Here is a 23,795-nt window from a genome sequence, read left to right as displayed (position 1 = left end):
CTGCGAAACGGCCCCCTCAGGGCCTATCGCCGTGCGGGGCTCAGGGACCCGCACGCAGCGCTTCGGCGCGCGCGCGCAGCGCCTGGGCTTGCTTCCGCAGCGCTTCGGAAAGAGCGGCGGCGGCCTTGTCTCGCGCTTTCGGATCCCCGGACGCACGAAGCCGCTCGACCTCGGCCAAGGTGCCCGCATCCAGGAAGGCCCGGCTCGAAAGCGTCACGCCACCACCGCTCGCGACATCCGGAGGGGTGGACGCAGGGGGAGCGCCTGACGGGGGCGACGACGCGGGGGGAGCCCCGGCGGGCGGAGATGAAGCGCTCGGAGGCGGAGAGGCCACGGGCGCCCCCGCCCCCTCCGAGGAGGTCTCGAGTGCCGGCGGAGGAGCCGCCTCGGCAGAAGTGTTCCCGTCGTCGTCGGAGACCCCCGGCTGCCCCTCTCCCGGCTCGGGCGCGCCTCGGCTGGCCTCGTCACGTGTCGACTGAGACCGCGAAAACACGATCGAGCGCCGCGAGGCCTCGAAGCCGATGAAGGGATCTTGCTCGAGGTGCCGCGCGCGGGCCCGCAGCGTGGCCCGCGTTTTGTCGCGCACGACCTGCCTGTCGAGACGATCGGCTTCGGCCGTCAGCTTCTGCGCCTGGTCGAGCAAAATATCTGCCTTCGCCTGGAGTTCGGCGGGGCCATCGGTCGGCAAGGCCTGCGGCGAGGGCGCCGGAGACGGGCTTGCCACCGAAGCGCCCCCCGCGCGCAGGCGCTGCGCGGCCTCGGCTTCGGTGAGCCGGCGTCCCAGCGCTTCGGCATCCGCCATCCGCTGGCGCAGGCGAAAATCGTTGGCCACCGACCGTGGCCCCTGCTTGAGCGCCCGTACCTCGCCGTTCACTTGCTCCAATCTCTGCCGGAGCGCGGCCCCGTCGCGATCGTCACGCGGTGCAGGCAAAGCTCCGCTTTGGGCCAACCACAACACCCCTTCCGGGGTCCCTGCCCGCGCGGGTCGGCCCGAAACGAGCAGAAGCCCGAGGACGAGGCACGAAGCCCCCCACCGGGCCGCTTTTCGCTTCCAGGACGCCCACGGCCCGGCCGGCGTCGGCAACGGCAAAGGCGAGGCGCATGTGGTGGCGATGAACACGGGGCGAGTCTCTACTCTATCAAATCTTAAGCAAACGGCGGACCAGCACCGACGCACCTTGTCCTGCCCCGTTTGCGGCCCCTCGACCAGGTCCCGACACTCAGAATTTCGAGGGTTGGATGCCTGGAGCCCAAAGATTTTCGTCGTGTGTGGCGGCGCGCGCCGGGGTGAGTCACTCTTTCCGGGCTCGATAGACGGCGGTCAGGTGTGGCGGAACCGATGGGCCACCCCGGTTCTGCCCCCACACCAGGTGTTCGCATGCTCATGTCCTCGACTCGCACACCCCTTCTCGCCCCGTGTCTCACTTCGGGCCTGATGGTTTGTGCGTTGGCGTTGGCCTTGGCGGACTGCGCGTCCCCTGCGGCCTCGTCGCCCGCTAAACGCGAAGGCCCCCCGAGCGATGCCCGCGCCTACTTCCCGCTCGAGCCGGGGTGGAAGTGGGCCTACGACGTCGAGCAAGACGGCGAAGCAATCTTGGCCATTTATGCGGTCACATCTCGCGAAGGCGATCGAGCCACCGTCACGGGCGGTCAACAGGTGGTGCCCTACGAGCTGCGTCCCGACGGCATCATTCGGCCTGACGGCCAGGGCGGCGGCGATTACCTGTTGCGCGCGCCCCTGGGTCCCGAAGCCGCGTGGCCCGTCGCCGGCGGGCACGCCAAGGTCGTAGGCTGGGACCAGACCGTCGATACGCCTGCCGGCCCCTTTGCGGGATGCGTCGTGGTTGAGGAGCTGCGCGAGAATCCCGATCGGCGCACGCGAACAGCCTATGCCCCGGCGGTGGGTCCCGTGCGGATCGAGTTTTCGGCCATGGACATGGTGGGCCTGCACGAGACCAAAGCCATCCTCCGAGGCTTCACCCGCCCGGGAGACGACCCCCTTTCAGGCACGGGGGCCGCGCCTGGCTTGGCTCAACGCTGACGCTGAGCTTCGCGCCCAGGCTTGCGGGCCAGGCAGCGCATCTGCTTGACTGCCTGCCGTGGCCAAGGACACCTTTGGGGAGGCCCTGCGTGCGTTGCTCGGTGAGACGGGTGTGCTGCAGGGAGACGACGGGGCTCGATACGAGAGCGACTGGCGCGGGAAGCTGCGGGGTCAGGCCCTGTGCGTCGCCCGGCCAGCCTCGGTGGACCACGTGGCGGGCGTGCTGCGCTTGTGCACGGTCCACAGGGTGGCCGTGGTGCCTCAGGGGGGCAACACGGGCCTGTGTGGGGGCGCCACGCCGGACGCAACCGGGCGACAGATGGTCCTCAGCCTCGAACGGCTCAACCGCATCCGCGAGCTGGACGGACAGAACAACACGGCCACCGTGGAAGCCGGGTGCGTGCTTTCCGCTCTGCGAGAAACCGCCCGGGCCCAGGACCGCCTGTTCCCGCTGAGCCTGGCGGCCGAAGGTTCGAGCCAGGTGGGCGGGCTTGTATCCACGAACGCGGGGGGCACGGCCGTGCTTCGTTACGGCAACACCCGTGACCTGGTGCTGGGGCTCGAGGTGGTGCTGGCTGACGGCACGGTGCTTTCGGAGCTTTCGGGGCTGCGCAAGAACAACACGGGCTACGACCTCAAGCAGCTCTTCATCGGTGCCGAGGGCACGCTGGGGGTGGTGACGGCCGCGACGGTGAAGCTGTTTCCCCGCCCGCGCGACGTGGGCACCGCCTGGGTGGCACTCCCTGACCTGCCAGCGGCGATCGCCCTGTTGCGACAGCTTCAGGACGACTGGGGCGACGTGGTGACCAGCTTCGAGATCGCGAGCGAGGAAGCGCTGGCGCTCGTGAGCAAGCACCTTCCCGAGGTGCGCCGCCCCTTCGCCACCCGGGCGCCGCTCTACGCGCTGGTGGAGCTGTCTTTGGGGGGTAAGGGCGCCCGCGCGGAAGCGGCGCTCACCGGCTCGCTGGGTGAAGCGGCCGAAGCGGGGCGGGTGATGGATGCGGCGGTGGCTCAAAACGAAGGGCAGGCGCGGCAGTTTTGGCGGTTGCGTGAGGAGATCACCGAGTGCGAGCGACGCGAGGGGCCGAGCGTCAAGCACGACGTGAGCGTCACGCTCGGGCGCATGCCGGCGTTCGTCGCGGCGGCCGCAGAGGCGGTGCCTGCACGCTTCCCGGGCACGCGTGTGGTGCTCTTCGGCCACCTGGGCGATGGCAGCTTGCACGTGAACGTGCTCAAGGGCAGCGCAACTGTCAGCGACGCGGATCTGTTCACGCTGGTGCACGATCTCGTGGTGGCTCACGGCGGCAGCTTCAGCGCCGAACACGGCGTGGGCGCCCTCAAGCGTGCAGAGCTTGCACGCTACAAAAGCGCGGCCGTGGTGGACGTCATGCGCCGCGTGAAAGGAGCGCTCGATCCTCTGGGGCTGATGAACCCGGGAAAGGTGCTTTGAGAGAGGCGCGGTTTGGGGCCCGCCTTCACTCGCCGGCGCCGGCATCCACGAACCGACAGTTCATGTCGAAGGCCATCGTGGTTGGGTTCCACTCACAGACCTGTGTCGTCGTGGCGCACAAGGGAATGTCATCCGCAACGCCGTCATTGTTGCGGTCGACGATGCCCGCTTGTGACGAGGCGACGATGGACAGGTTGTCGAAAGCGGCATATCCGCTTTGCGTAAGGTCGAAGACAACCGAAACGCGGGCGGTGGTCGCCTGGCTTGCATCCAAACTAACCACGCCGTACGTCCACGCAAAGGTCCAAGGATCGGCTGAAGAATCGCCCTCGATGGTGCCTTCGGCCAAGAGCTTGCCTGGCGCCGAAAAGCTGTGAATCGTGCCGATCGTCTCGTGAAGTGAAACTTTCATCACGGGGCGAGTGACGCCAAACGGGCCCCCGCACCCTTGAACGTCGATCGACGAAAGGTCGAGACCGACGTTGAGAAACGGCTTGCCCGTGACCTCGAACGTCAGTGAAAGCTTGTCGTCTTGAACGGACGACAGCATGCCGAGCGCGAAGCGGCCGCCCTTGCCCGTGGGATTCTTGTAGAGCTTCGACGGGTCATCGAGCAACACACCCTCCACGGTGTTCACCTGGTTGAACTGAAACGCGGGCGTCCCGTAAAGGAAGTTGATGCCCCGCGCATCGAGGGCATGAGGGCAATTCACCACGAGGGGTACGTTGGGCGTCTCGAAGTCGTTGGTGTAGAGCACCCGGCTTTGCAGGGTCCCGCCGCCGTCCGAGAGATCTCCGCGAGCAACGCAAAAGGCGTCAGCGGCGGCATCTGCAGGCGCGTCAGGTGTGAGCGCGTCGAACCCGCCCGAGGCAGCGTCGACAACGGTCGACACCTGACGCTCAGTTTCGTCATCGCACGCCAGAAACGACATGCTCACGCTCCCCATCAGGCTCATCACCACCCACAAGCTTCGTCTCGTTCCCTGGCTCATGGCCTCGGCCATACCACGACTGCCAGCGTCGCGTCACGCGCCCCCTCCCAGGGCCCGGGGTACGAGCCTGCTCTGGGACAGCGTGTTCGCCTCCCTGCCAGGGCACCTCAGCCTGCTCCTCGCCTTTGGCGGCCTGGGTCCGCAAACACCGCCGCCCCGGATAGACAAACGGCCCAAACTGTCGTAACCCTCTGGAATCAAACGCCGCGAGGATGGCGAAATTGGTATACGCGCTGGATTTAGGTTCCAGTGTCGAAAGACGTGAGGGTTCGAGTCCCTCTCCTCGCACGAACGTCGTCTGGGCCTGCCCCGCGGGGGTTCCTTCGGACCGGGCCTGGTGATAGCACTGAAGGTCATGCCCTTCGACACCGGTGCGCTCGCGGCCGTAGCCCTTCAGGTTCCCTCGCTGCTGCTGCCCCGGGAAGACGTGCCGCTTGGCACCTGGGCCGTGGTGGCCTGTGACCAGTACACCTCGCAGCCCGAGTATTGGCAGCGCGTGGCCGAGGCCTGTGCCGGTAAACCCTCGACCCTCGGCCTGATCCTGCCGGAGGTGGACTTGGCCGCGCCCGACGTCGGCGACCGCATCGGACGAATCAACGCCACCATGGCCGCCTACCTCGCCGACGGTGTCCTGGTGGAGGAGGCGCCCGGGGTCATGCTGGTTGAACGGACAACCCACGGCGCGCGCGTGCGACGGGGCCTCGTGGTGGCGATGGACCTCGAGCGCTACGACTTTCGTCCCGGCGCTGCCAGCCTGATCCGTGCGACCGAGGGCACCATCTTGGAACGTTTGCCGCCGCGCATGCAGATCCGTCGGCATGCCCTCCTCGAGCTGCCGCACATCATGGTGCTGATCGACGACCCCCAGCGCACGGTGATCGAGCCTCTCTTCGCGGAGGTGGCCCAGCAGGGACTGCCCCCACGCTACGATTTTGAGCTCATGGAGGGCGGGGGGCACCTCAGGGGCCATCACCTCTCATTGCCCGAGGCGCTCGACGGACTCGCCGCGCGGCTCGCCCGCCTGGGTACGCTGGAGCAGATGCAGGCGAAGTACGGCACCCGCGAGCAGGGGGTGTTCCTCTATGCCGTGGGTGATGGCAACCACTCGCTGGCCACGGCCAAAGCCATCTGGGAGGACGTGAAGGCGGGACGCGATGCCGCTTCCGTGGGCGCCCACCCCGCCCGCCATGCCCTGGTGGAGCTCGTGAACGTGCACGACGCGGGCCTTGTCTTCGAGCCCATTCACCGGGTGCTCTTCGGGATTGATCCGAACACCTTCCTCGCGACCATGGACGCGTACTTTCGGAACAAGGATCCCGGCTACAGCCGGACCACCGGCGGCCCCGAGCTGGTGAAGCGGACGCGCCAGGCTCGAAGCGGGGAAACGCTCATCACCTGCGTGACGGCACAAGGATACGCGCTGCTCGCCTTCCGGACGCCGCCGCACACCCTGGCCGTGGGCACCTTGCAGGCCTTCCTCGACGCGTACCTGGAGGAACGCAGCGGCGTGAGCATCGACTACGTGCACGGTGAAGCCGTGGTGCGAACGCTCGGCGCATCCCCAGGTCACGCGGGGTTCTTCTTGCCTCCCCTCGTGAAGCAGGATCTCTTCAGAACCGTCATGTGCGAGGGGGCCTTGCCTCGCAAGGCTTTCAGCATGGGAGACGCGGAGGAGAAGCGCTTCTACATGGAAGCGCGGAAAATCAGACCCTGAGTGCAGTGGAACCCTCGCAGCGTACGACGGCGTTCCCTGATCACCGCACGTGCCAGGCGCGGCTTCGAGAGGGCAGGAATTTTCCGTCAGGAAACGCAGCGGAAATCAGACGCTGGCATCCTAAAGATGTCGGTTCGATCAACAGGAGGTTGTATGGATTATCGTGAACTTCGGGAGCTTGTCCGCATCCGGCACGAGTTGCGGCGTTTCGCGTTTGGGGGTGATTTGGACGAAGCGAGTGCCCTGCTGACACGCCTGGGTGCGTTGGCGGCACGGGATCCAAAAGAGCACGCGGCGGTGATGCCGGAAGTGCAGCGCTGGCGCCTGCGTCTCGGGCTTCAAGAAGCCTGAGCGGCGTCGGTAGGCGCCCGTCTCGCCCGCCTCGGATGAGGATGCGAGACGGGTGAAGGATGCGCCGCCGCCAGAGGTCAAGCAAAGGCGCGTTGGATCCGCGCGAGCGCCTCGAGCACGTTGTCTCGGGTGTTGAAGGCCGAAAGGCGGAAGTAACCCTCTCCCGCCGCGCCAAAGCCCGAGCCGGGAGTTCCCACCACGTGGGCCTTTTCGAGCAGCGTGTTGAAGAAGTCCCAGGAGGGCATCTGGTTCCGTGTGCGCATCCAGATGTACGGTGCATGCTCTCCGCCGAAGACGGTGAAGCCCGCCTGGGTGAGGCCGTCCCGCAACAGCCGGGCGTTGTCCATGTAGAAGTCGACTTGCGCTTGGGTTTGCGTGAGGCCTTCGCCGCCGTAGGCGGCCGCAGCGCCCCGCTGGACGATGTACGACGCCCCATTGAACTTGGTGGTGTGTCGGCGTGACCACAGAGCGTTGAACGAGACCTTCTCGCCGGCAGCGGTGGTGCCCATGAGCTCCTTCGGCACGATCGTGAACGCACATCGCACACCGGTAAACCCTGCACGCTTCGAGAAGCTGCGCATTTCGAGCGCGCAGGTCTTGGCGCCCGGGATCTCGTAGATGGAGCGCGGCAGGGCCGGGTCGCGGATGAACGCCTCGTAAGCTGCGTCGAAGACGATGACCGCGCCCGTGGCATTGGCCCACGCGACCCAGCGGGAAAGATCCGCGCGGGTGGCCACCGCGCCGGTGGGGTTGTTGGGCGAGCACAGATAGACGAGATCGATCTTCTGGTCCCCTTCGGGCGGCGCCGGAACGAAGCCGTTGGCCTCGGTTGCGGGCAGATACACGAGGCCCTCGTAGCGGCCCTTGCCGTCGTTCGCGCCGGTGCGCCCCGCCATGACGTTCGAGTCGACGTAGACCGGGTAGACTGGATCGGTGACCGCAATGCGGGAGTTCAGATCGAAGATCTCCTGGATGTTGGCGCTGTCGCACTTGCTGCCGTCCGAGACGAAGACCTCGTCGGCGGCGATCTCGACGCCCCGTGACGCGTAGTCCTGTTGGCGAATGGCGTCGATGAGAAAGTCATAACCTTGTTCGGGGCCGTAACCCTTGAACGTGCTGCGCTCCCCCATCTCGGCCACGGCGCGGGTCATCGCCTCGATGACAGCAGGAGCCAAGGGCTCGGTGACGTCGCCGATGCCCAACCGGATGATGCGGGCGTCGGGGTGGGCTTGCGAAAAGGCCTTCACGCGCCGACCAATTTCGGGGAAGAGGTAACCTGCGGAGAGCTTGCGGTAGTTCTCGTTGATCCGTGCCATGGCGGCGCACCATAGCAGATCCCCTTGTCGCTTCGGGAGCCTCCGAACGCTGAGCGGCACGCTCGACTTCCGCCCCGTTGAACGTCACAGTAGGCCCCTGCCATGAGCCGTATTCTGCCGCCCACGCCCGCGAACCTCGCACGCGCCGCCGCGTGCCTTCGGGCCGGGGGTCTCGTGGCCCTGCCCACCGAAACCGTCTACGGTCTCGCGGCGAACGCACGCGACGACGAAGCGGTGGCACGCATCTTCGCGGCCAAGGGCCGGCCTCAAGACCACCCCCTCATCGTGCATGTGGCGGACGCAGAGGCGGCGCTGGCCTGGGCGGGCGCCTGGTCGCCCGCTGCCGAGACGTTGGCGGCGCACTTTTGGCCTGGACCCCTCACCTTGATCGTCGCCCGCGGCCGGGACGTCTCCCTTGCGGTCACAGGGGGATTGCCCACGGTGGCATTGCGGGTGCCTGCGCATCCCGTGGCGTTGGCGGTGCTGCAGGCCTTCGGCGGCGGGGTCGCAGCGCCCTCGGCCAACCGGTTTGGTGCGGTCAGCCCCACCACCGCGGCCCATGTCGCGGAGGGTCTCGGCGACGCGGTCGACCTCATCCTCGATGGGGGCCCCTGCCATGTGGGCGTGGAGTCGACCATCGTCGACGTCTCACAGTACGACTCAGGGTCTGGCGTGGCGGCGGTGCTTCGCCCGGGAGGCGTGGCGGTCGAGGCGCTGTCCGAAGCGCTGGGCCAAAGGGTGGCCGTGCGGGGAGAGGCGCGCCACACCGAGGTGCGCGCGCCGGGCCAGCTACCCTCGCACTACGCCCCCGACGCGCAGGTGCGTCTCGTGCCCGAGGCCGAGCTGCCCGCCGAGGCGGCCACGCTGGCCGCCGCCGGGCTGTCCGTGGCCGTGCTGACCGGGAGCCCGGAAGCCGACTGGCCTCCCGGCGTCGTGCCCATTGCCTTTCCGCGCGAGCCCGAAGCGGCAGCGCGTCGGCTCTACGAGGCCCTTCGCGAGGTGGATCGCCAGGGCTGTCACGTGGTGCTGGGGGCGCTGCCCGCCGAACGGGGTTTGGGGTTGGCGGTGGCCGACCGTCTGCGCAAAGCGGCTGGCCCCCGCAGCCCGGACGGTAAATCCCACCCCTGAGCCGTCGCGCACGCCGCTGAGCCGCCAGACGGGGCACGTCCACAGGAGGGGTGAAGGAAACGTGCAAAAAGATTGGCGTCGTGGGAGACTACCGCCACTTTTTCCATGGAGAACATCGTCATCTCGAAGGACGCAGGCACCGTGGCAAAGCGGGTCGCCCACGACTTGACCGAGGCGGCGCGTTTGGCCGCAGCAGCGAAGCGACGTTTTGCTGTGGCACTTTCGGGGGGCACCACCCCCCGGCTGCTCTACCAGCACCTGGCGAGCCCGGACCTCACAAGCGAAGTGCCCTGGGCCAGCCTGGATTTTTTCTGGGGTGACGAACGCTGTGTGCCGCCGGACGCCACCGACAGCAACTACCGCATGGTGCGCGAGGCCATGCTCGACCACGTGCCGGTCGACGGGGCTCAGGTCCACCGCATCCGGGGAGAGAACACCCCCGGCGCCGAGGCCACCCGGTACGCTGAGGAGATACGCGCGGTGGTTCCCACGCCCCGCGACGGCTTGCCCCGCTTCGATTGGATCCTGCTCGGCATGGGCGACGATGGCCATACGGCCTCGCTCTTTCCCGACCAAGAGCTGGACGACGAAAACGAACTTTGCGGCGTGGCGTTCCACCCGAAAACCGGACAGCGCCGCGTGTCGTTCACGTACGACCTGCTGAACGCCGCCTCCCACGTGGCCTTCGTGGTGACCGGGGCCAACAAGGCCGACATGCTGGCCACGATCATCGGGCGGGTGCCGGGGCGCGAGCGCTACCCCGCAGCCCGCATCAGCCCCCGCGTGGGCAGCATGACCTGGTACCTGGACCACGACGCCGGGGCCGCGATCTCGCGGAAGCTCTGATCTGCGCCCCCCGGGCCGTGGTCGCGGCCGCGGGTGCTCGTGCTTGATAGGACTGCGTGCGCCTACACGTCGCAGGGATTCGCCCTGAACCGTTTTGCGTACCCACGCACGGGCGAGTGCCCAAAAACGTCAGAGGGAGGGCTGCGCCGGCAGGCCCTCGCAGCCCAAGTCACGATAAACCTTAAGTCGCCTGTGTGGCTGCCGACTTGCAATGGTGGGGTCCGGGCATGGTTTTCGTCCAAACGACGCGCCTTCGCAGGCGACGCGCTCACGACAGCGGCTTTACGCTGACCGAGCTCATGGTCACGGTGGTGATCATCGGGATCCTGGCCAGCGTGGCCATGCCGCTCATGACAGGAGACCGCGAAGAGGGCGAAATGCGTGCCTTTTCGGCCTCGCTGGCGCGCGACTTTCAGCGCGCGCGAAATCAAGCGGTGGTGGAGCGGCTGCCGGTGCACGCATACGTCTATAACGATCGGGTCGAGTACCGCGTGGCCCGGCCGGGGCTGGCGGTGGGCGATCCCCCCATCCTCCCTCTCGCGGCCGACCCGGCGCTGCGGGTGTCGAACACGAAGGGGGGTATTCGTGTGTGGAACGTGACGACGGTCAATACACCACCGGGCGGGCCCGTGTTGAACACCGCAGTGCCCGTGGAGCTCCAGTTCACCACCCTGGGGGGCGTGCAGGTGATCGGGGCCGCGCAGTGGGCGCCCGCCTTCGTCTGGATCCGCGACAACGATCTGCCGGGGCAACATCCCTACCGCAACGCCCGGGTGGAGGTGACGGCCCTCACCGGCTTCGTTCGCTTGAGGGAGCGATGGTGAGCCAAGCTCGAGCTTTCAAGGGGCGGCTCACACCCGCCACAGGCGGATTCACCCTGCTCGAGGTGATGGTTGCGATGCTCGTGGCGATGATTGGACTCATGGGCACGTTGGCCATCCAGCAGACGGTGCTGTCGGCCACCCAAAACGCCAACGATGGGCAGGTGGCGATGCGTCTCGCCTCGCAGACGATCGAGGAGTTCAGCGCGCGCATCACACGGCGGGGTCCCCCTGTCATCGACATGCTGGGGCCGATCGCCACGGGCAACTGGAGCGCGATCGAGTATCTCGATGTCAACGGCGACGTGGCGCCTCAATCGCCCACGAACCGCTGGGCTCGCCAGTGGCGCGTGGCCAACACGGGCCCCGCCGCGCCCTACAACATCTCGGTGACCATCTCTTACAACCTGGACAGCGGCACACCGAAGCAGGTGCGGCTCGACGTCGAGCGGAGGAAAGAATGGTGAGGGGGAGGCGTCCGGGGGACCGCGGGGTGACCCTGGTCGAGCTGATGATCACCATGGTCATCGCGGGGCTCGTGGCGAGCTCGACGTTCATGTTCTTCGCCGGGCAAAAGCAGGTGTACGAGACACAGACGAAACTGCTGAACGTTCAGCAGAACCTGTGGGCCGCGATGGAGACCGTCACGCGCAACCTGCGAGGGGCCGGCACGGGCATGGTGGGCTGCGTACGCCCCGACCCTGACGGTGCCGGCGTCGACAATGGCGATCCGCCGCCCGTGACGGGTCCCGGCAACACGCCTCCCGCCACGGGGCTGCGGGCCTTCCTCACGAACACCCTGACCGCCGCCAACACCCTCTACGGAGCCGGCGCGGCGCGGATTGCCCCGCTGTGGATCCAAAACGGCGCGAATGGGGCGCCCGACGCGATCGTGGTGGCCTACGGCGTGGGAACCTCCGGCAACTTCACGGACGCGCGCCTCGGCGCCACGATACCGGTGGGCAGCCCGACCACACCGGTCCAGACGGCCCCGGGGCTGACCAGCGTGTTTCGACCGAACGAGTTCATCGTCCTCATCGACAACACGGCCATCCCGGCTTCGGGCAACTTCGATCGCGGCTGCACGCTGCTGCAGATCGAGGCCATCAATGCGGCGACGAACCTGCTCGACACCGACGGCACGGCGTCCTCGTGGAACCCCAGCACCAACGTGGCGCCCCTGGTGCCCTTCGCCTACGACGCCGCCAACAGTGGCATCCGCAACTTCGGCCAGCTCAACTGGGTGCGGTTTTCCATCGACACCACGGGGCCGCAGCCCGTGCTGCAGATGACCCGCCTGGATACGAACCTCGGCCCCCAGGTGCTGGCCGAGGGCATCGAGGATCTCCAGGTGGCCTATGCCTGTGATCTCATGGGTGCGGGCGGGCCCGGCAGCGCAGCGGACGGCGTGCTGTCCGAGGGCCCGAGCGCCGCAGACGAGTGGGTGTTCAACGTGGCCGGCGACGTGCCCCCCGTGACCGGTTGCAACCGCCCCCAGGCCCTGCGCGTGACACTCATCGCGCGCTCCGACGCGGAAGATCAGACGATGCGCGAGCACTTCTTGGCGGGAACGAACCGCAAGCCTGCGGTCGAAGATGGCGTTGCGGGGCCACCCGATCTGTTTCGCCACCGCACGATCAGCACCACCGTGTACCCGAGGAACTGAACGCACGATGCGCTTGCCTGCACGCCCCCACCGCCACCGCGAATCAGGCGCCGTTCTGATGGTGGTGATGCTGATCCTGCTCGGGCTCATGGGCCTCGGCATGACGGCGTTGTGGCTGACGAGCGGCAACCTCCAGGTGGGCTCGAACGTGAACCTGCGCGCCAACGCGCTCTACGTGGCCGAAGCGGGCATCGAGCGGGCGCGGGAGCTGCTCAACGGGACCACACCGCCGAACCTTCCCGTGCTGCTGGCGGGCTCGGCCCACCCCGCGGACAGCGTGCCCACAGCCATCGACCTTGTCACGGGCACCGCCAACGGCATCGGGGCGGTCTTGATCGATCGGCCCGACCCCGCGCTGGTTCCAGGAGCGCCGCTGGTAAACGTGCCCTACCCGCCCGCCAGCTTCGCACGCACGCCGGGCACGATGGACGCCCCCACGGCTACATTGATGGGCACTTACACCGTATGGATCCGCAACGACGCGGCCGAGCTGCGGCAAGGTCAGTTCACCATCGATGGCAATAGCGCGGTGGTGGTGCGCTCGCGCGGGGTGGCGCAAGATGGACGTACGTCGGTGGTGTTGGAGGTGAGTTTGGGCCCGTCCCCGGCCGCCGCCAACGTGCCGGGCGCAGGAGGCCCGCCGCCCCCCGTGCTGTGCAACGCGGGAAAAAATGCCTGCGATGACAACAACTCGACCCAGTACGGAATCGTGGTGCAATGAACCGCGCGCCTTCGTTCCCGCAGGCCTGGCGGGGCGCGCCGCCCCGGCCGCGGCGTGGACGCGACGGGGGAGCCGTGCTGATCGTGGTGATGCTGGTGCTGATCACGCTCATGGGAATGGGCATGACCGCGCTGTGGCTCACGGGGGGCAACTTGCAGATGAGCGCGAATGTGAGCTTGCGGAGCAACGCGCTTTACGTGGCCGAGGCAGGCATCGAGCGGGCACGGGCGCTGCTCAACGATCCCGTGGCGCCCGACCTGCCCCTGCTCCTGAGCGGTACCAACGCCGGCAACGACGATGTGCCCACGGCGGTGGACAACACCACGGGCCGGCCGAACGGCGTAGGCGCCGTTTTGGTGGACGCCGCCGGGGTGCCGCTCATCAACGTGGCCTACCCGCCCCCCACCTTTGGGCGCGGGGCCGGGACCATTGCAGCCCCCACGGCGGCCACCATGGGCACGTACACGGTGTGGATTCGCAATGACGACGCAGACCTGCGCCAGGGCAACTTCGGGCTGGATACGAACAACACGGTGGTGGTGCGGGCGCAGGGCACGGCGGCCGACGGGCGAACGAACGTGGTGGTCGAAGTGGTGCTGGGACCCACCCCGGCCGAGTGGCCGGCGGGCACCGCCAACAGCATCACGCCTCCGGAACTCTGCAACTCGGGAAAGAATGCTTGCGACGAGAACAACTCGACGCTGAGCGGGATCGTGGTGAACTGAGGGCTTGCCGCGGTTGGCGCGCGGGCGATACGCTTGCGCGTGGCTCACACGCTGCGTTTTCCCGGTTTTTTCGATCTGCAGGTCAACGGCTTCGCCGGTGTGGACTTCAACGCGCCCGGGGTTTCGGAGGCCGCGATCGCGCACGTGTCGTCGGCCCTGCGCGCAACGGGCGTCACGCGTTTTTTGCCCACGCTCATCACGAGCGCCCCCGCGCATTTCGCGGCCTGCGCCGCCCCCTGGCGCGACACCCGGCAGGCCGCGGTGGCGGGGCTTCACCTCGAGGGGCCCTACATCAACCCAGAAGACGGCCCCCGTGGCGCCCATCCTGCCGCCTTCGTGGTGCCGCCGAGCGTGGACGACTTCGAGCGCCGGCAAGACGCGGCCGGGGGACGGATCCGCCTCGTGACCCTGGCCCCCGAAATGCCGGGCGCGCTCGCGCTCATCGAACACCTGGTGAACCGGAACGTGGCCGTGGCGATCGGACATTCGGCGGCGGACGGGGCGATCCTCCGGGCGGCGGTCGCCGCCGGCGCGCGGCTCACCACCCACCTGGGAAACGCCACCCCCCGGCACGTCCCCCGGTGGGACAACGTCATCTGGCAGCAGCTGGCGCGGGACGAGCTGCTCGCCAGCTTGATCGTGGATGGCCATCACCTGGATCCCGACACGGTCAAGGTGATCGTGCGCGCGAAGACGCCCGCCCGCACGGTGCTGGTGACCGATGCCATGGCAGCCGCCGGCCAGAGTCCGGGGGCCTTCACTTTGGGAGAGATCGCGGTGCGCCTGACCGAAGACGGGCGAGCCCTCGACCAGGCCACGGGCCGCCTGGCCGGCTCGGCGCTCACGATGGATCGTGCCGTGAGCTTGCTCACGCGCTTCGCCGGCGTGGAGCTGGGCGACGCCGTGGCCTCGGCGTCCTGGCATCCCGCGAGGCTCCTGGGCGAAGCGCCCCGGGGCACCGTCGAGGCCTCCTGGGACCCCGCCCCATCGCAACTCCAGGTTCTGGGGGTGAGCGACGAATCCGACGTGCCCCCACATGGCTCGAGCTGACCGAACCGGTTTGTCCCCCCGTGATTGACCCATTGGCCGCCGAAGAGACACCAGAGAGAGGTCATCGCCACCGTTCACGAGAAAATGCTGTTTGGATTGCAGGGTCTGCCGTGTATGAACCACACTCGACGACACGACGCTCGTCGAAGTGTGTGGCGTCGACCAGGACGCACATGTGGCGACCAGAGCGTCACGGATTTAGGGCCTTTTCACGATAGATGGCGACCAGCGCAGGGTCTTCGGCTCCGGAAGGCGTACCCGCAAGTGAAAGCGGGTCAGACCCGCTATGGCCATTGGTGCAGGCGGTGCGGGCGGGCGACGACGAGAGCGCCCACCAGCTGCTGGCCGAAACCGGTCCTTCCATGCTGAGGGTCATTCGAAAAATGATCTCGGACCCGACAGAGGCCGAGGATCTCTTGCAAGACGCAATGATGGCCTTCATCAAGGCGCTGCCGCGCTTCCGTCACGATGCAGGGACCCGACACTTCGCCTGCCGTGTGGCCGTGCTCACGTGCATGGCTCACCGGCGCCGCCAGCGCTCCTGGTTCAGCCGGCGCGAGCCTGCGATGGAGGTCGAGGCGTTGGCGGATGCGGGCCCCTCGCCCGCCGATAGCCTCCTCGCGAAACAGCGACACGCCGTGGTGCGGACCGCGATGGACCGCTTGCCCCGGGCCCAGGCTGAGGTGCTCATCATGCATGCCGTGGCCGACATGACCTTGCCCGAAGTGGCCGCGACGTTGAACATTCCCCTCGAAACGGCCCGCTCTCGGCTGCGGCTGGCCCTGGGGCGCTTGCGGCGAACGTTGGTTTTTTCGTCGACGCCCATCGACGAGTGGGTGGCAGGAGCATGACGATGCGCCGCTCACCCCCGATGGGCTCCGAAGCTCCCGACGAAGCGTTGCTCCGTCTCGTCGCGGAGGCTCATCCCGGCCACCCCGAGCAGCCCCACGACGAGATTCTTGTGGCGAAGGCGGCGCGCGCCGCGCTTGCCCGGACGCGCCCCTCCGAACGACGCCGGGTGCCTTGGTGGCGAACCGCCACAGCCCTTGCCGGCGTGGGCCTCTTCGTGGGCGCCGCCGGGGCGGCCCTGTCCGTGCCCACGCTGAAGCGGTGGTGGGCCGCCACGCGCCCTTCCGCCGCATCTTCCGCGGCGCAGCAGGCCAGCCAACCCGTGCCTCCGGCGGCCGTGCCCGAGGCCCCCCAGCGCCCCGCCGCGGCACCGAGCGCCCCGACGGGGCCGCAGACCCGCCCGAGTTCCCCCACGGCGACCACTGCGCCGGTGGGGGAACCCGCAACACCCGAGGCCGTGCGCCTCTTCGACGAGGCCCGGCGGGCCCGCGCTATGGGGTGGGACGCCCTGGCCGCCGCGCGCTTCGAGGCCGTTTTCGAGCAGCACCCCGAGAGCCCTGAGGCCGCCGTGTCGCGCATCGCGGCCGCACGCCTTCATCAGAAGCTGGGGGACTACCCGCGCGCCCTCGCCGCGTTCGAGGGCTATCTTGCCAACGCGCCCTCGGGCCCCTTGCACGAAGAGGCCCTGGCGGGCCGGGCCGAGGTGCTCAACGCCCTCCAGCGCAGCGAGGAGGCCCGACGCGCCTTCGACGACCTGGCACGCGCTTACCCTCGCTCCCCCTACTTACCAAGAACGACGGGCACCCCATGAGCTGGCGCACCCTCGTGTTCACGATGGTGGTCGTGGCGTGTCCCCGCCCGGCCGCCGCGACACCCGACGTGGACATCGTGGTGGTGTCGCCCGCCCCCCTTGACGACCTGCGAGGCGAGCTGACTGCGGCGCTCACGCACGAGCCGCTCGCCGTTCACTGGCAGAGCCAGCCCACGTTGGACGCAACGGATTTTCGCAAGTCCTCTGCGGCCGCTCCGGACGAACCCGCGCGTCCGAAAGTGTGGATGGACTTGAGGTCCGCCAGTGCCGTGATCCTCTATTTTCGTGACGCCTCGGCCGTGCGGTTCCACGTGCGCCGGGTGCCGAGGCACGAAAGAACGGCGATCACTGCGGAGCACGTGGCCCAGATCCTCGCGCCCACCTTCGAGGCCCTTGCCGATCTCGAGCAGCCGGCCCTCGACGTGGCCGAGGTCACGCGTGCGCTCACGCCCGCCGCCCCCGAGCCGCCCGCGCCCGCTGCGGTGACCGCCGGGGCGCTGCTTCCCCGGCGGGGCTCCCAACCCGCGCCCCGCACCAGACCCGCGCGGTTGGGCGTGGAGATCGACTACGCGTTCCGGGCCGCGGCCAGCGCCGGCGGCGCCGCTCATGGGCCCGAGCTGCGCCTGGCCTCGCCCGGAGGCAGCCGCCCCGGTGACGTCACGCTGTGGGCCTCGCTCTTTCATCCACTGGCATTTTCCGGCCCGGAGGAAGGCGGAACGCAGACCTGGGACGTGGAGCTGTGGGACGTGCGGGCGGGTTTGGGCCTTTCGGTGTGGCGGTACGGCGCGCTCAATCTGCTGTTCACCGCGGCCGGAGGCGCGGCCTGGATGCGAGGCCAGCCCCGCGAACCGTCCGTGGCCCCTGCAGGTGCCGCGTCAGGGTTCACCCTGCGCCCGGCCCTGCGGGGGGAGGCCCGAGCCGAGGTGGCGATCTCGCCGTGGCTGTCCGGCACCTTGGGCCTGTCCCTGGATGTCATGCCGGAGACGTTGCTGTTTTACTCCTCGTCGGATGGACGTCCTTCGGCGTTTCGGGTGCGCGCGGGCCAGCCCGGCGGCTGGGTGGGGCTGGCCATCGGCTGGCCCTGAAGAGGCCCGCGCGCGAATAGGCCCCAACGAGTGGGCCCTCAGCGCGCCGCCCGGGCCTCGGCATCGGCCAGGGCGCGCCGCCAAACGGGGGCCTCGGCGTCCTCGGGGAAGCGGCGCAAGAGCGCGCGGTAGCTTTCGGCGGCGCGGACGAAGCGGCCTTCCTCCTCGGCGGTTCGCGCCCGCTCCAGAAGTTGAGCGCGGCCGAGGGAGGCGAGCGGATCGTGCCTGGCAACGGCAGCCCGTGTCTCCTGGCCTTCAGCCTCCTCGGCTTGGGTTTCGTCGGCGCGGGCAGGCGCCGCCGCGTAGCCTGGGCGCACACGCGGCTGCACGGCTTGGGCTTCGTCGGCGCGGGCAGGAGCGGCCGCGTAGCCCGAGGGCGCGGCCACAGGCGCGGCGCTCTCCTCCAGGCTTTTGGCGGAGGGGGCGAAGCCAAGGATGCCGCGGGCAGAGGCCCGCGGTGCAGGGGAGGCCTTCTTCCGGACCGCCGGTGCCGGGGCGGGTGCAGCCGGAGCACCGCGGCTCCCCGCAATGGGCAGCTGAGCGGGTGCGGCGGCCGGCGCATCGTGCCCCTTCTCCGAGGGCACCGGGGCCGCCGGAAGCGGGGGCGCCTCGTGGCGCGCCGAGGCCTCCTCTTCCTGCCGGGGGGCTTCGTCTTCGAGCACCGCTCGGACGCTCGTGCGCTCGAGGCTCGGCTGGGTGAAGGCGTAAACGCCGATCGCCGTGGCAGCCACCAAGGCCGGGGCCCACAACGAACGCCCCCCGAACCAACGCCGCAGCCGAAGCCCGAGCGCCCAGGCGCCCCCGGACGTCCGCTGTGCCGCCGGGCCGGCTTCACGCCACGCAGCCGCCTGCTTTTCCGCTGCGGCGAGCACGTGCGCCCGCACCCGCGCCGGAGGGGACACGGTCGCGGCCCGCAAGATGTCCCGGCTCCTTAGCCAGGTGCGGCCCAGGGCCTCGACCTCGGCCGCCCACGCCGGGTGGGCGCGCAAGGACGCCTCGAACGCGGTGCGGGCCTGCCCGTCGAGCGCACCGTCGAGGTAGTCAACGACCTCGGCCTGGAAGGTTTCTTCGTCGCGGGGGCTCATGCCTTGGCCTCCCCCACCGCGGCGTGGGTGGACGAATCGCGGAAGGCCGCCAGCGCGCCCCGCAGCCGCTCGAGGGCGTAGCGCATGCGGCTTTTGACGGTGGGCTCTGAGGCCCCCACCGCCTGCGCGATCTCGGCAAACGAAAGGTCCATCACTTCGCGCATGAGAAACACCTCCCGCTGCTCGTCGGGCAACGCAGCCAGCGCGGCGTCGAGCTCAACGAGCATTTCGGCCATCTGGGCCTGGTGTTCTCCGCCGAGGTCACGCCCGGCCACGCGTTCGACCAACAGGGGGCCCGAGTCGTCTTCCGAAGCCCGCGCCGCCGGTGCGTCGAGGGAGGAGGCCTTGCGGTGCACGGCCCGGCGGGCGTGATCGGTGCACAGGTTGCGGGCAATCGTGAACATCCAGGTGGTCACCTTGGCGGCGGGTGTCCAGTCTGCGGCGTGGTCCAGCACCCTCATGAACACGTCTTGAAGAAGATCCTCGGCAGTGGCGGCGTCGCCCACGAAGCGGCGCAGGTAGTTCCAAAGGCGTGTTTCGTGCCGCTCGACGAGCGTGGCGAACGCGCGCGCGTCACCACTTCTGAACGCCATCATGAGGGCCTCGTCCGTCATCCCCGTCGCTATGGTCGCGCAATTGCTTCTGCAGCGAAAGGGCGACCCGCAAAGGCCGCCCTCGTCGCCCACCGAAGGACGCTCAGTCCCCGTTCCATCCGCGGGGGGGGCGCGCAAACCCACGAGCCGCGCCGGAGGGAAAGGGCTCGGCGGTCCGGCGCAGCTCGGCGTCGGACCACGCTGCCCGGCCGTCGACGTCGATGCCGAGAGCCAAGAGGCCCTCGCGATCGTCGTAGCGCGCGCCCAGCAGCACGGCGGGGCGGCTGGGATGCGCCCTCACGAACGTCACCTCGTGCACGTCCGAGTTCACGTGCTCACCAAACGCGGTGCCAAGGCCGGGCCGCTCGGCTGCCGAGCCCCGTTTGCGCAAGGAGCCGCCCTCGTCGGCGGACGCCTCGGCCTTGGCCGCATCCATGGCAGACGCGTCGTGGGGACTCGCGGGCGAAGGCGCTTCGGCTTCGCGGCTGCCCAGGCCCCCTCGGGGTGATTCCTCCCAGGGGCGGAAACGGCGAAACGGCACGGCAGGGAGCTCGGGCCGAGGCAGCGGCGCTCGCTCGGGAAACACGGCCACGCCAATCACCCCCACGTTGCGAGCCCTCCCCGTGAGGCCTGCGTAAGAGGCTCCCACGGGGGCGAAGCGGAAGGCGGCCACGTGCTGCGCGCTGAGACGCCAGCCGTCGATGTCCACCCAGCCCCAGGCCGGCACCAGATAGCCCCGTTTGCGCGGGTGGCCGGTTTGCCCATCGATGACATCGGTCCGTCCACCGACACCACGGCCTCCACCCGGCGGGCCGAGCGGTTGTGCACCCGCAGCACGTAGCGCTGCCCCTCGAGCCCCAGAAGGTACGTCTCTGCCCGGTGGGAATACGTGGAGGCCGGCTGGCCGTCCACGAGCACCTCCAGTTCGTAAGGCCCCGCCTGAGCGCGCAGCGCGGCCGCCGCGACCCTGCTCTGCGGCGCCGCACAGGCGGCCACGCCCCCCAAAACCATCAGGGCCAACCGGATTGCCACACGACGTTCGCTGTTCATCTTCGACCTCCTGGGGGGTCGAACGCACGGGCGCGACAAAGGATCTCAGGAATCGGCCGATCCCCTCGCGCGAGCCCTTCGTCAGGGGCGGCGACGATCCCACAGCACCGCAAGGAGAGCCGCGGTGGCCTGCGCGGGATCGGGCGCGCCCAGGACCGCGCGGATCACTGCCAGTCCCTCGGCACCCGCGGCGAGGCATGCGCCCGCGTTCGTCACGTCGAGCCCGCCCAGCGCCAGCACGGGCACGCCGCCCGCGGCCGCTGCGGCCAGGGCTTCGGCTCCCCGCGGCAGCAGGATCCCCTGCTTGCTCGGCGTCTCGAAAACGGGGCCGAACACCACGAAGTCTGCCCCTGCGGCGGCGGCCGCCCGGACCTCGTCTGGTGCGTGGGTGGACATCCCCACGCGCAGGTCCGGCGCCAGACGACGCACGGTTTTGGCGTCGAGCGCCCCGGCCCCGAGATGCACGCCGTCGGCGCCCACCGCCAACGCCACGTCCAGCCGGCCGTTGACGAAGAGCGCCGCCCCCGCCGCAGCCGTGACCCGACGCAAGTCCGAGGCGAGGGCGTAAAGCGCCGCCCCCCCGAGGTCCTTGTCCCGCAGCTGCACGGCCAGGTGCCAGCCCCCCGGGGGCGGGGGAACCCGCAACGCCCCGGCCAACGCCGCTTCCACCACGGAGGGAAGCGGTCGGCCGGCGGCCGCGTGGCGATCGGTGATGAGGTAAAGGTGAGGCGCGCGCACGAAGAGATCAGGCGATCACGCCGTCGAGCGGCGAGGACGCCGAAGCGTAGAGCTTGCGCGGGATGCGCCCCGCCCGATACGCCTTGCGGCCCGCGATCACGGCATCGCGCATGGCCTCGGCCATGAGCAGCGGCTTTTGCGCCCCCGCGATGGCCGTGTTCATGAGGACACCGTCGCAGCCAAGCTCCATCGCCACCGCCGCATCCGACGCCGTACCCACGCCTGCGTCCACGATGACGGGCACCCGGGCCCGCTCCTGAATGATCCGTAGATTGTAGGGGTTTCGGATCCCCAGCCCCGAGCCAATCGGGGCGGCAAGCGGCATCACGGCCGCGCAGCCCGCGTCCTCGAGCTTGCGCGCCAAGATGGGGTCATCCATGCAGTAAGGCAAAACGATGAACCCCTCCTTCACCAGCACCTTCGCGGCCTGCAGCGTGGCGTCCCCATCGGGAAAGAGCGTATCGGGATCTCCGATGACCTCGAGCTTGACCATGTCGCCCACGCCCAGCTCCTTGGCCAACCGGCAGACGCGAATTGCATCTTCCGCCGTGTAGCAACCTGCCGTATTGGGCAGGATCGTCATGCGCGTGCGATCGATGGCGTCGAGCACGTTGGGTTTGCCCGGGGTCAGGTCCACGCGCCGAAGCGCCACCGTGACGATCTCGGCACCCGAGAGCACGAGGGCCTGCCGCGTCTCCTCGAGAGAAGCGTATTTGCCCGTGCCCACGAGCAGCCGCGAACGGAACGTGCGGCCCCCGATCACGAGAGGATCCTCATCGGCGTCGGCGCCGCTGCCACCGCCCACGAAGGCCACGATCTCGACCCGGTCACCTTCGGCGAGCGCCGCTTGCGCCCAGCTGCTTCGGGGGACCACGTCTTCGTTGCGCTCGACCGCCACCCGCACAGGATCGATGCCCAGCGTGGTGAGCAGGTCGGCCACGGTGGTTCCCGTGGGGGCAGACTGGGGGGCTCCATTCACGGTGATGCGTAGTTCGCTCATTGGGGGCTAGAACATAGCGCACGAACCGAGTACCTTGCGGGGGATCCCCCGATGCGTTGCCCGTTTTGCTCCGCGCTCGAAGACCGCGTGGTGGACACCCGACCCAGTGATGGCGACCAGGTGATCCGTCGGCGCCGCGAATGTGGCACGTGCAACCGCCGCTTCACGACCTACGAACGCATCGAGCAGGAGATGCCGCTCATCGTCAAGAAGGACGGCCGCCGCGAGCCTTACGACCGGGCGAAGGTTCTGGCGGGCGTGAGAAAGGCCTGTGAAAAACGTCCCGTCTCGATCGAAGCGCAAGACAAGGCGATCGACGAAATCGAACGCGCGCTTCAAGACCTGGGCGAAAAAGAAGTGGTGGCCTCGAAGATCGGTGACGCCGTGCTGTCGGCCCTGCGCCGCCTCGACGAAGTGGCCTACCTGCGTTTCGCCTCGGTTTATCTCTCCTTCAAAGACCTGGGAGAGCTGATGAACGAGGTGCAGCGCCTCATGCAGGCCCGCAAAGCCGAGCATTCCGCCGATCTGCCCCCACCGCCACCGCCTGAAGCGGCGGGCGCGCGCTGAGAGCCCCACCCGTGGCCGCAAGCGCCGCCGCCGACGATGCGTTCATGCAGCTGGCCCTCAGGGAAGCGCGCCGGGCGCTGGGGCGCACGCGCCCGAACCCCGCGGTGGGCGCCGTGGTGGTACGGGCGGGCAAGGTGGTCGCCACGGGCTTCCACCACCGCGCCGGACAACCCCACGCGGAGGCCGAAGCCCTGACCAAAGCGGGCGCCGCAGCACGCGGCGCCACGCTCTACGTGACGCTCGAGCCCTGCTGCCACACCGGCCGCACGGGCCCCTGTACCGAGGCCATCCTGGCGGCGGGTGTGCGCCGGGTGGTGGTGGGCTGCCCCGACGCGAACCCCAAGGTCGATGGCAAGGGCACCCGTCAGCTGCGCGCCGCCGGCGTGACCGTGGATGTTGGGTGTCGAGAGGAGGAATGCCAGGAGCTCAACCGCGCGTTCTTTTGCTGGGTGAGCGAGGGCAGACCCCTCATCACGCTCAAGTACGCGAGCACGCTCGACGGGATCATCGGCGATCTTGCGCCCAACCCGTCGAGCCGCGCCGTAACGGGGCCGAAGGCCCAGACCTTCGTTCACCAGATGCGGGCGCTTCACCACGCCATCCTCGTGGGGCGAGGCACGGTGCAGGCGGACGATCCCCAGCTGACCGTGCGCACGCGCCGGCTGCCTCGTGGCGGCAGCCGCAGCCTGCTGAGGGTGGTGCTGGACAGCCAGCTGCGGGTGTCCCCCCGGGCGCGCCTGTTCGCGCCCACACCCGACGCGCCGCCGCCGCTGGTGCTGGGGCTTGCGCCCACGAACGCGGACGAAGCGGGGCTTCTGCGCCGGCGCCGCGCCCTCGAGCGGGCAGGCGCCGAGGTGGTGCTCTTGCCGCGACGCCGGGGCCTGCGCACGCTGGCGCCGGTGCTGGCGCTGCTTGCCGCGCGAGGGGTTCAATCCTTGCTGGTCGAAGGCGGCCAGCACGTGCTCTCCGCTTTCATCAGCCAAAGCTACGTGGACGACGTGGCTGCGTTCGTGGCGCCACGTCTTGCCGGGGGTGGCGTGACGGTGACGACGGGTCGCGGGCGCGGCCTCGCGGCCACCTTGCCGCTCGGCTTCCTGGCTGTGCGCCGCCTGGGGCCCGATCTGCTCGTGACCGGACGCGTGGCCCACCCCGGCCGCACCGCTGAAACTTCGCGATGAGGGGCACGTTTGCCGTTTG

At 69.2% G+C, this 23,795-nt stretch carries 28 protein-coding genes, 1 tRNA gene and 1 pseudogene; 19 read left to right on the top strand and 11 right to left on the bottom strand.

What is annotated here, in order from left to right; genetic code table 11:
* Window positions 1-40: 40 nt before the first annotated feature.
* Window positions 41-1,120: a hypothetical protein gene (locus KA712_16565; protein ID MCG5054577.1), complete on the bottom strand. Its 1,080-nt coding sequence runs from the start codon at window positions 1,118-1,120 to the stop codon at window positions 41-43.
* A gap of 264 nt (window positions 1,121-1,384) precedes the next feature.
* Between KA712_16565 and KA712_16560 the strand changes: the two genes are divergently transcribed.
* Together KA712_16560 and KA712_16555 are read left to right on the top strand one after the other, a co-directional pair.
* Complete coding sequence (locus KA712_16560) at window positions 1,385-2,041, top strand: hypothetical protein (GenBank protein MCG5054576.1); 657 nt, start codon at window positions 1,385-1,387, stop codon at window positions 2,039-2,041.
* A 58-nt stretch (window positions 2,042-2,099) separates the two neighbouring features.
* Window positions 2,100-3,491 carry an FAD-binding oxidoreductase gene (locus KA712_16555; protein MCG5054575.1) on the top strand — a complete coding sequence of 464 codons (1,392 nt, stop codon included), beginning with the start codon at window positions 2,100-2,102 and terminating at the stop codon, window positions 3,489-3,491.
* A gap of 25 nt (window positions 3,492-3,516) precedes the next feature.
* Here KA712_16555 and KA712_16550 read toward each other — a convergent pair whose 3' ends face one another.
* A complete protein-coding gene (locus KA712_16550; protein MCG5054574.1) occupies window positions 3,517-4,422 on the bottom strand; it encodes a hypothetical protein in 906 nt (301 codons plus the stop codon).
* Between KA712_16550 and KA712_16545 the strand changes: the two genes are divergently transcribed.
* The 4 genes from KA712_16545 (at window position 4,421) to KA712_16530 (ending at window position 6,547) form a co-directional block, all read left to right on the top strand.
* Window positions 4,421-4,669: a hypothetical protein gene (locus KA712_16545; GenBank protein ID MCG5054573.1), complete on the top strand. Its 249-nt coding sequence runs from the start codon at window positions 4,421-4,423 to the stop codon at window positions 4,667-4,669. The two genes, KA712_16550 and KA712_16545, sit on opposite strands and share 2 nt — an antisense overlap.
* A gap of 19 nt (window positions 4,670-4,688) precedes the next feature.
* Window positions 4,689-4,770 (top strand) — tRNA-Leu (locus KA712_16540).
* Between the two features lie 67 nt (window positions 4,771-4,837).
* Entirely contained in the window at window positions 4,838-6,196 is a 1,359-nt protein-coding gene (locus tag KA712_16535; protein MCG5054572.1) for a DUF1015 domain-containing protein, read from the top strand.
* A gap of 153 nt (window positions 6,197-6,349) precedes the next feature.
* Entirely contained in the window at window positions 6,350-6,547 is a 198-nt protein-coding gene (locus tag KA712_16530; GenBank protein ID MCG5054571.1) for a hypothetical protein, read from the top strand.
* 77 nt (window positions 6,548-6,624) lie between these two features.
* On the opposite strand, the gene KA712_16525 is transcribed toward KA712_16530, so the two are convergent.
* Entirely contained in the window at window positions 6,625-7,863 is a 1,239-nt protein-coding gene (locus tag KA712_16525) for an LL-diaminopimelate aminotransferase (GenBank protein ID MCG5054570.1), read from the bottom strand.
* A 102-nt stretch (window positions 7,864-7,965) separates the two neighbouring features.
* Between KA712_16525 and KA712_16520 the strand changes: the two genes are divergently transcribed.
* The 8 genes from KA712_16520 (at window position 7,966) to KA712_16485 (ending at window position 14,820) form a co-directional block, all read left to right on the top strand.
* A complete protein-coding gene (locus KA712_16520) occupies window positions 7,966-8,991 on the top strand; it encodes a threonylcarbamoyl-AMP synthase (protein MCG5054569.1) in 1,026 nt (341 codons plus the stop codon).
* Between the two features lie 105 nt (window positions 8,992-9,096).
* A complete protein-coding gene (gene pgl / locus KA712_16515) occupies window positions 9,097-9,837 on the top strand; it encodes a 6-phosphogluconolactonase (protein ID MCG5054568.1) in 741 nt (246 codons plus the stop codon).
* 227 nt (window positions 9,838-10,064) lie between these two features.
* Entirely contained in the window at window positions 10,065-10,661 is a 597-nt protein-coding gene (locus KA712_16510) for a prepilin-type N-terminal cleavage/methylation domain-containing protein (GenBank protein ID MCG5054567.1), read from the top strand.
* A complete protein-coding gene (locus tag KA712_16505; GenBank protein ID MCG5054566.1) occupies window positions 10,658-11,125 on the top strand; it encodes a prepilin-type N-terminal cleavage/methylation domain-containing protein in 468 nt (155 codons plus the stop codon). Before KA712_16510 ends, KA712_16505 begins: the two co-directional genes overlap by 4 nt.
* Entirely contained in the window at window positions 11,122-12,324 is a 1,203-nt protein-coding gene (locus tag KA712_16500; protein ID MCG5054565.1) for a prepilin-type N-terminal cleavage/methylation domain-containing protein, read from the top strand. The genes KA712_16505 and KA712_16500 overlap by 4 nt, the downstream gene beginning before the upstream one ends.
* Window positions 12,325-12,331: 7 nt before the next feature.
* Window positions 12,332-13,045 (top strand): hypothetical protein, encoded by a 714-nt coding sequence (locus KA712_16495; GenBank protein ID MCG5054564.1) that lies wholly within the window; start codon window positions 12,332-12,334, stop codon window positions 13,043-13,045.
* Window positions 13,042-13,770: a pilus assembly PilX N-terminal domain-containing protein gene (locus KA712_16490; GenBank protein MCG5054563.1), complete on the top strand. Its 729-nt coding sequence runs from the start codon at window positions 13,042-13,044 to the stop codon at window positions 13,768-13,770. Before KA712_16495 ends, KA712_16490 begins: the two co-directional genes overlap by 4 nt.
* A gap of 39 nt (window positions 13,771-13,809) precedes the next feature.
* On the top strand, window positions 13,810-14,820 hold the full coding sequence (locus tag KA712_16485) for an amidohydrolase family protein (protein ID MCG5054562.1): 1,011 nt from the start codon (window positions 13,810-13,812) through the stop codon (window positions 14,818-14,820).
* Window positions 14,821-15,010: 190 nt separating this feature from the next.
* On the opposite strand, the gene KA712_16480 is transcribed toward KA712_16485, so the two are convergent.
* Window positions 15,011-15,184 carry a hypothetical protein gene (locus KA712_16480; protein ID MCG5054561.1) on the bottom strand — a complete coding sequence of 58 codons (174 nt, stop codon included), beginning with the start codon at window positions 15,182-15,184 and terminating at the stop codon, window positions 15,011-15,013.
* Here KA712_16480 and KA712_16475 point away from each other — a divergent pair.
* Genes KA712_16475 through KA712_16465 form a run of 3 tightly spaced genes read left to right on the top strand, consistent with a single transcriptional unit; the run spans window position 15,183 to window position 17,565 of the window.
* The gene (locus KA712_16475) at window positions 15,183-15,671 is read left to right on the top strand and encodes a sigma-70 family RNA polymerase sigma factor (GenBank protein MCG5054560.1); all 489 of its coding nucleotides are present in this window, start codon (window positions 15,183-15,185) and stop codon (window positions 15,669-15,671) included. The two genes, KA712_16480 and KA712_16475, sit on opposite strands and share 2 nt — an antisense overlap.
* A 2-nt stretch (window positions 15,672-15,673) precedes the next feature.
* Window positions 15,674-16,480, top strand: a complete 807-nt coding sequence (locus KA712_16470; GenBank protein MCG5054559.1) for a tetratricopeptide repeat protein — start codon at window positions 15,674-15,676, stop codon at window positions 16,478-16,480.
* Window positions 16,477-17,565, top strand: a complete 1,089-nt coding sequence (locus KA712_16465) for a hypothetical protein (protein ID MCG5054558.1) — start codon at window positions 16,477-16,479, stop codon at window positions 17,563-17,565. Before KA712_16470 ends, KA712_16465 begins: the two co-directional genes overlap by 4 nt.
* 38 nt (window positions 17,566-17,603) lie before the next feature.
* On the opposite strand, the gene KA712_16460 is transcribed toward KA712_16465, so the two are convergent.
* The 7 genes and pseudogenes from KA712_16460 to thiS form a co-directional block, all read right to left on the bottom strand.
* The gene (locus tag KA712_16460; protein MCG5054557.1) at window positions 17,604-18,650 is read right to left on the bottom strand and encodes a hypothetical protein; all 1,047 of its coding nucleotides are present in this window, start codon (window positions 18,648-18,650) and stop codon (window positions 17,604-17,606) included.
* Window positions 18,647-19,264 carry an RNA polymerase sigma factor gene (locus KA712_16455; protein ID MCG5054556.1) on the bottom strand — a complete coding sequence of 206 codons (618 nt, stop codon included), beginning with the start codon at window positions 19,262-19,264 and terminating at the stop codon, window positions 18,647-18,649. The genes KA712_16460 and KA712_16455 overlap by 4 nt, the downstream gene beginning before the upstream one ends.
* Window positions 19,265-19,346: 82 nt before the next feature.
* Complete coding sequence (locus tag KA712_16450) at window positions 19,347-19,850, bottom strand: hypothetical protein (GenBank protein MCG5054555.1); 504 nt, start codon at window positions 19,848-19,850, stop codon at window positions 19,347-19,349.
* Window positions 19,841-20,293 (bottom strand): hypothetical protein, encoded by a 453-nt coding sequence (locus tag KA712_16445; GenBank protein ID MCG5054554.1) that lies wholly within the window; start codon window positions 20,291-20,293, stop codon window positions 19,841-19,843. Before KA712_16445 ends, KA712_16450 begins: the two co-directional genes overlap by 10 nt.
* Window positions 20,294-20,374: 81 nt before the next feature.
* A complete protein-coding gene (thiE, locus tag KA712_16440; protein MCG5054553.1) occupies window positions 20,375-21,031 on the bottom strand; it encodes a thiamine phosphate synthase in 657 nt (218 codons plus the stop codon).
* Window positions 21,032-21,038: 7 nt separating this feature from the next.
* Entirely contained in the window at window positions 21,039-21,836 is a 798-nt protein-coding gene (locus KA712_16435; protein ID MCG5054552.1) for a thiazole synthase, read from the bottom strand.
* A pseudogene (thiS, locus tag KA712_16430) lies at window positions 21,825-22,031 on the bottom strand (sulfur carrier protein ThiS). The gene KA712_16435 and the pseudogene thiS overlap by 12 nt, the downstream one beginning before the upstream one ends.
* Window positions 22,032-22,082: 51 nt before the next feature.
* Here thiS and nrdR point away from each other — a divergent pair.
* Window positions 22,083-22,598: a transcriptional regulator NrdR gene (gene nrdR / locus KA712_16425; protein MCG5054551.1), complete on the top strand. Its 516-nt coding sequence runs from the start codon at window positions 22,083-22,085 to the stop codon at window positions 22,596-22,598.
* Between the two features lie 44 nt (window positions 22,599-22,642).
* Entirely contained in the window at window positions 22,643-23,776 is a 1,134-nt protein-coding gene (gene ribD / locus KA712_16420; protein MCG5054550.1) for a bifunctional diaminohydroxyphosphoribosylaminopyrimidine deaminase/5-amino-6-(5-phosphoribosylamino)uracil reductase RibD, read from the top strand.
* The last annotated feature ends 19 nt before the right edge of the window (window positions 23,777-23,795 follow it).

The organism is Myxococcales bacterium, assembly GCA_022184915.1.
GTDB lineage: Bacteria > Myxococcota_A > Polyangia > Fen-1088 > Fen-1088 > JAGTJU01.
This window is presented reverse-complemented; position numbering and strand designations above follow the sequence as displayed.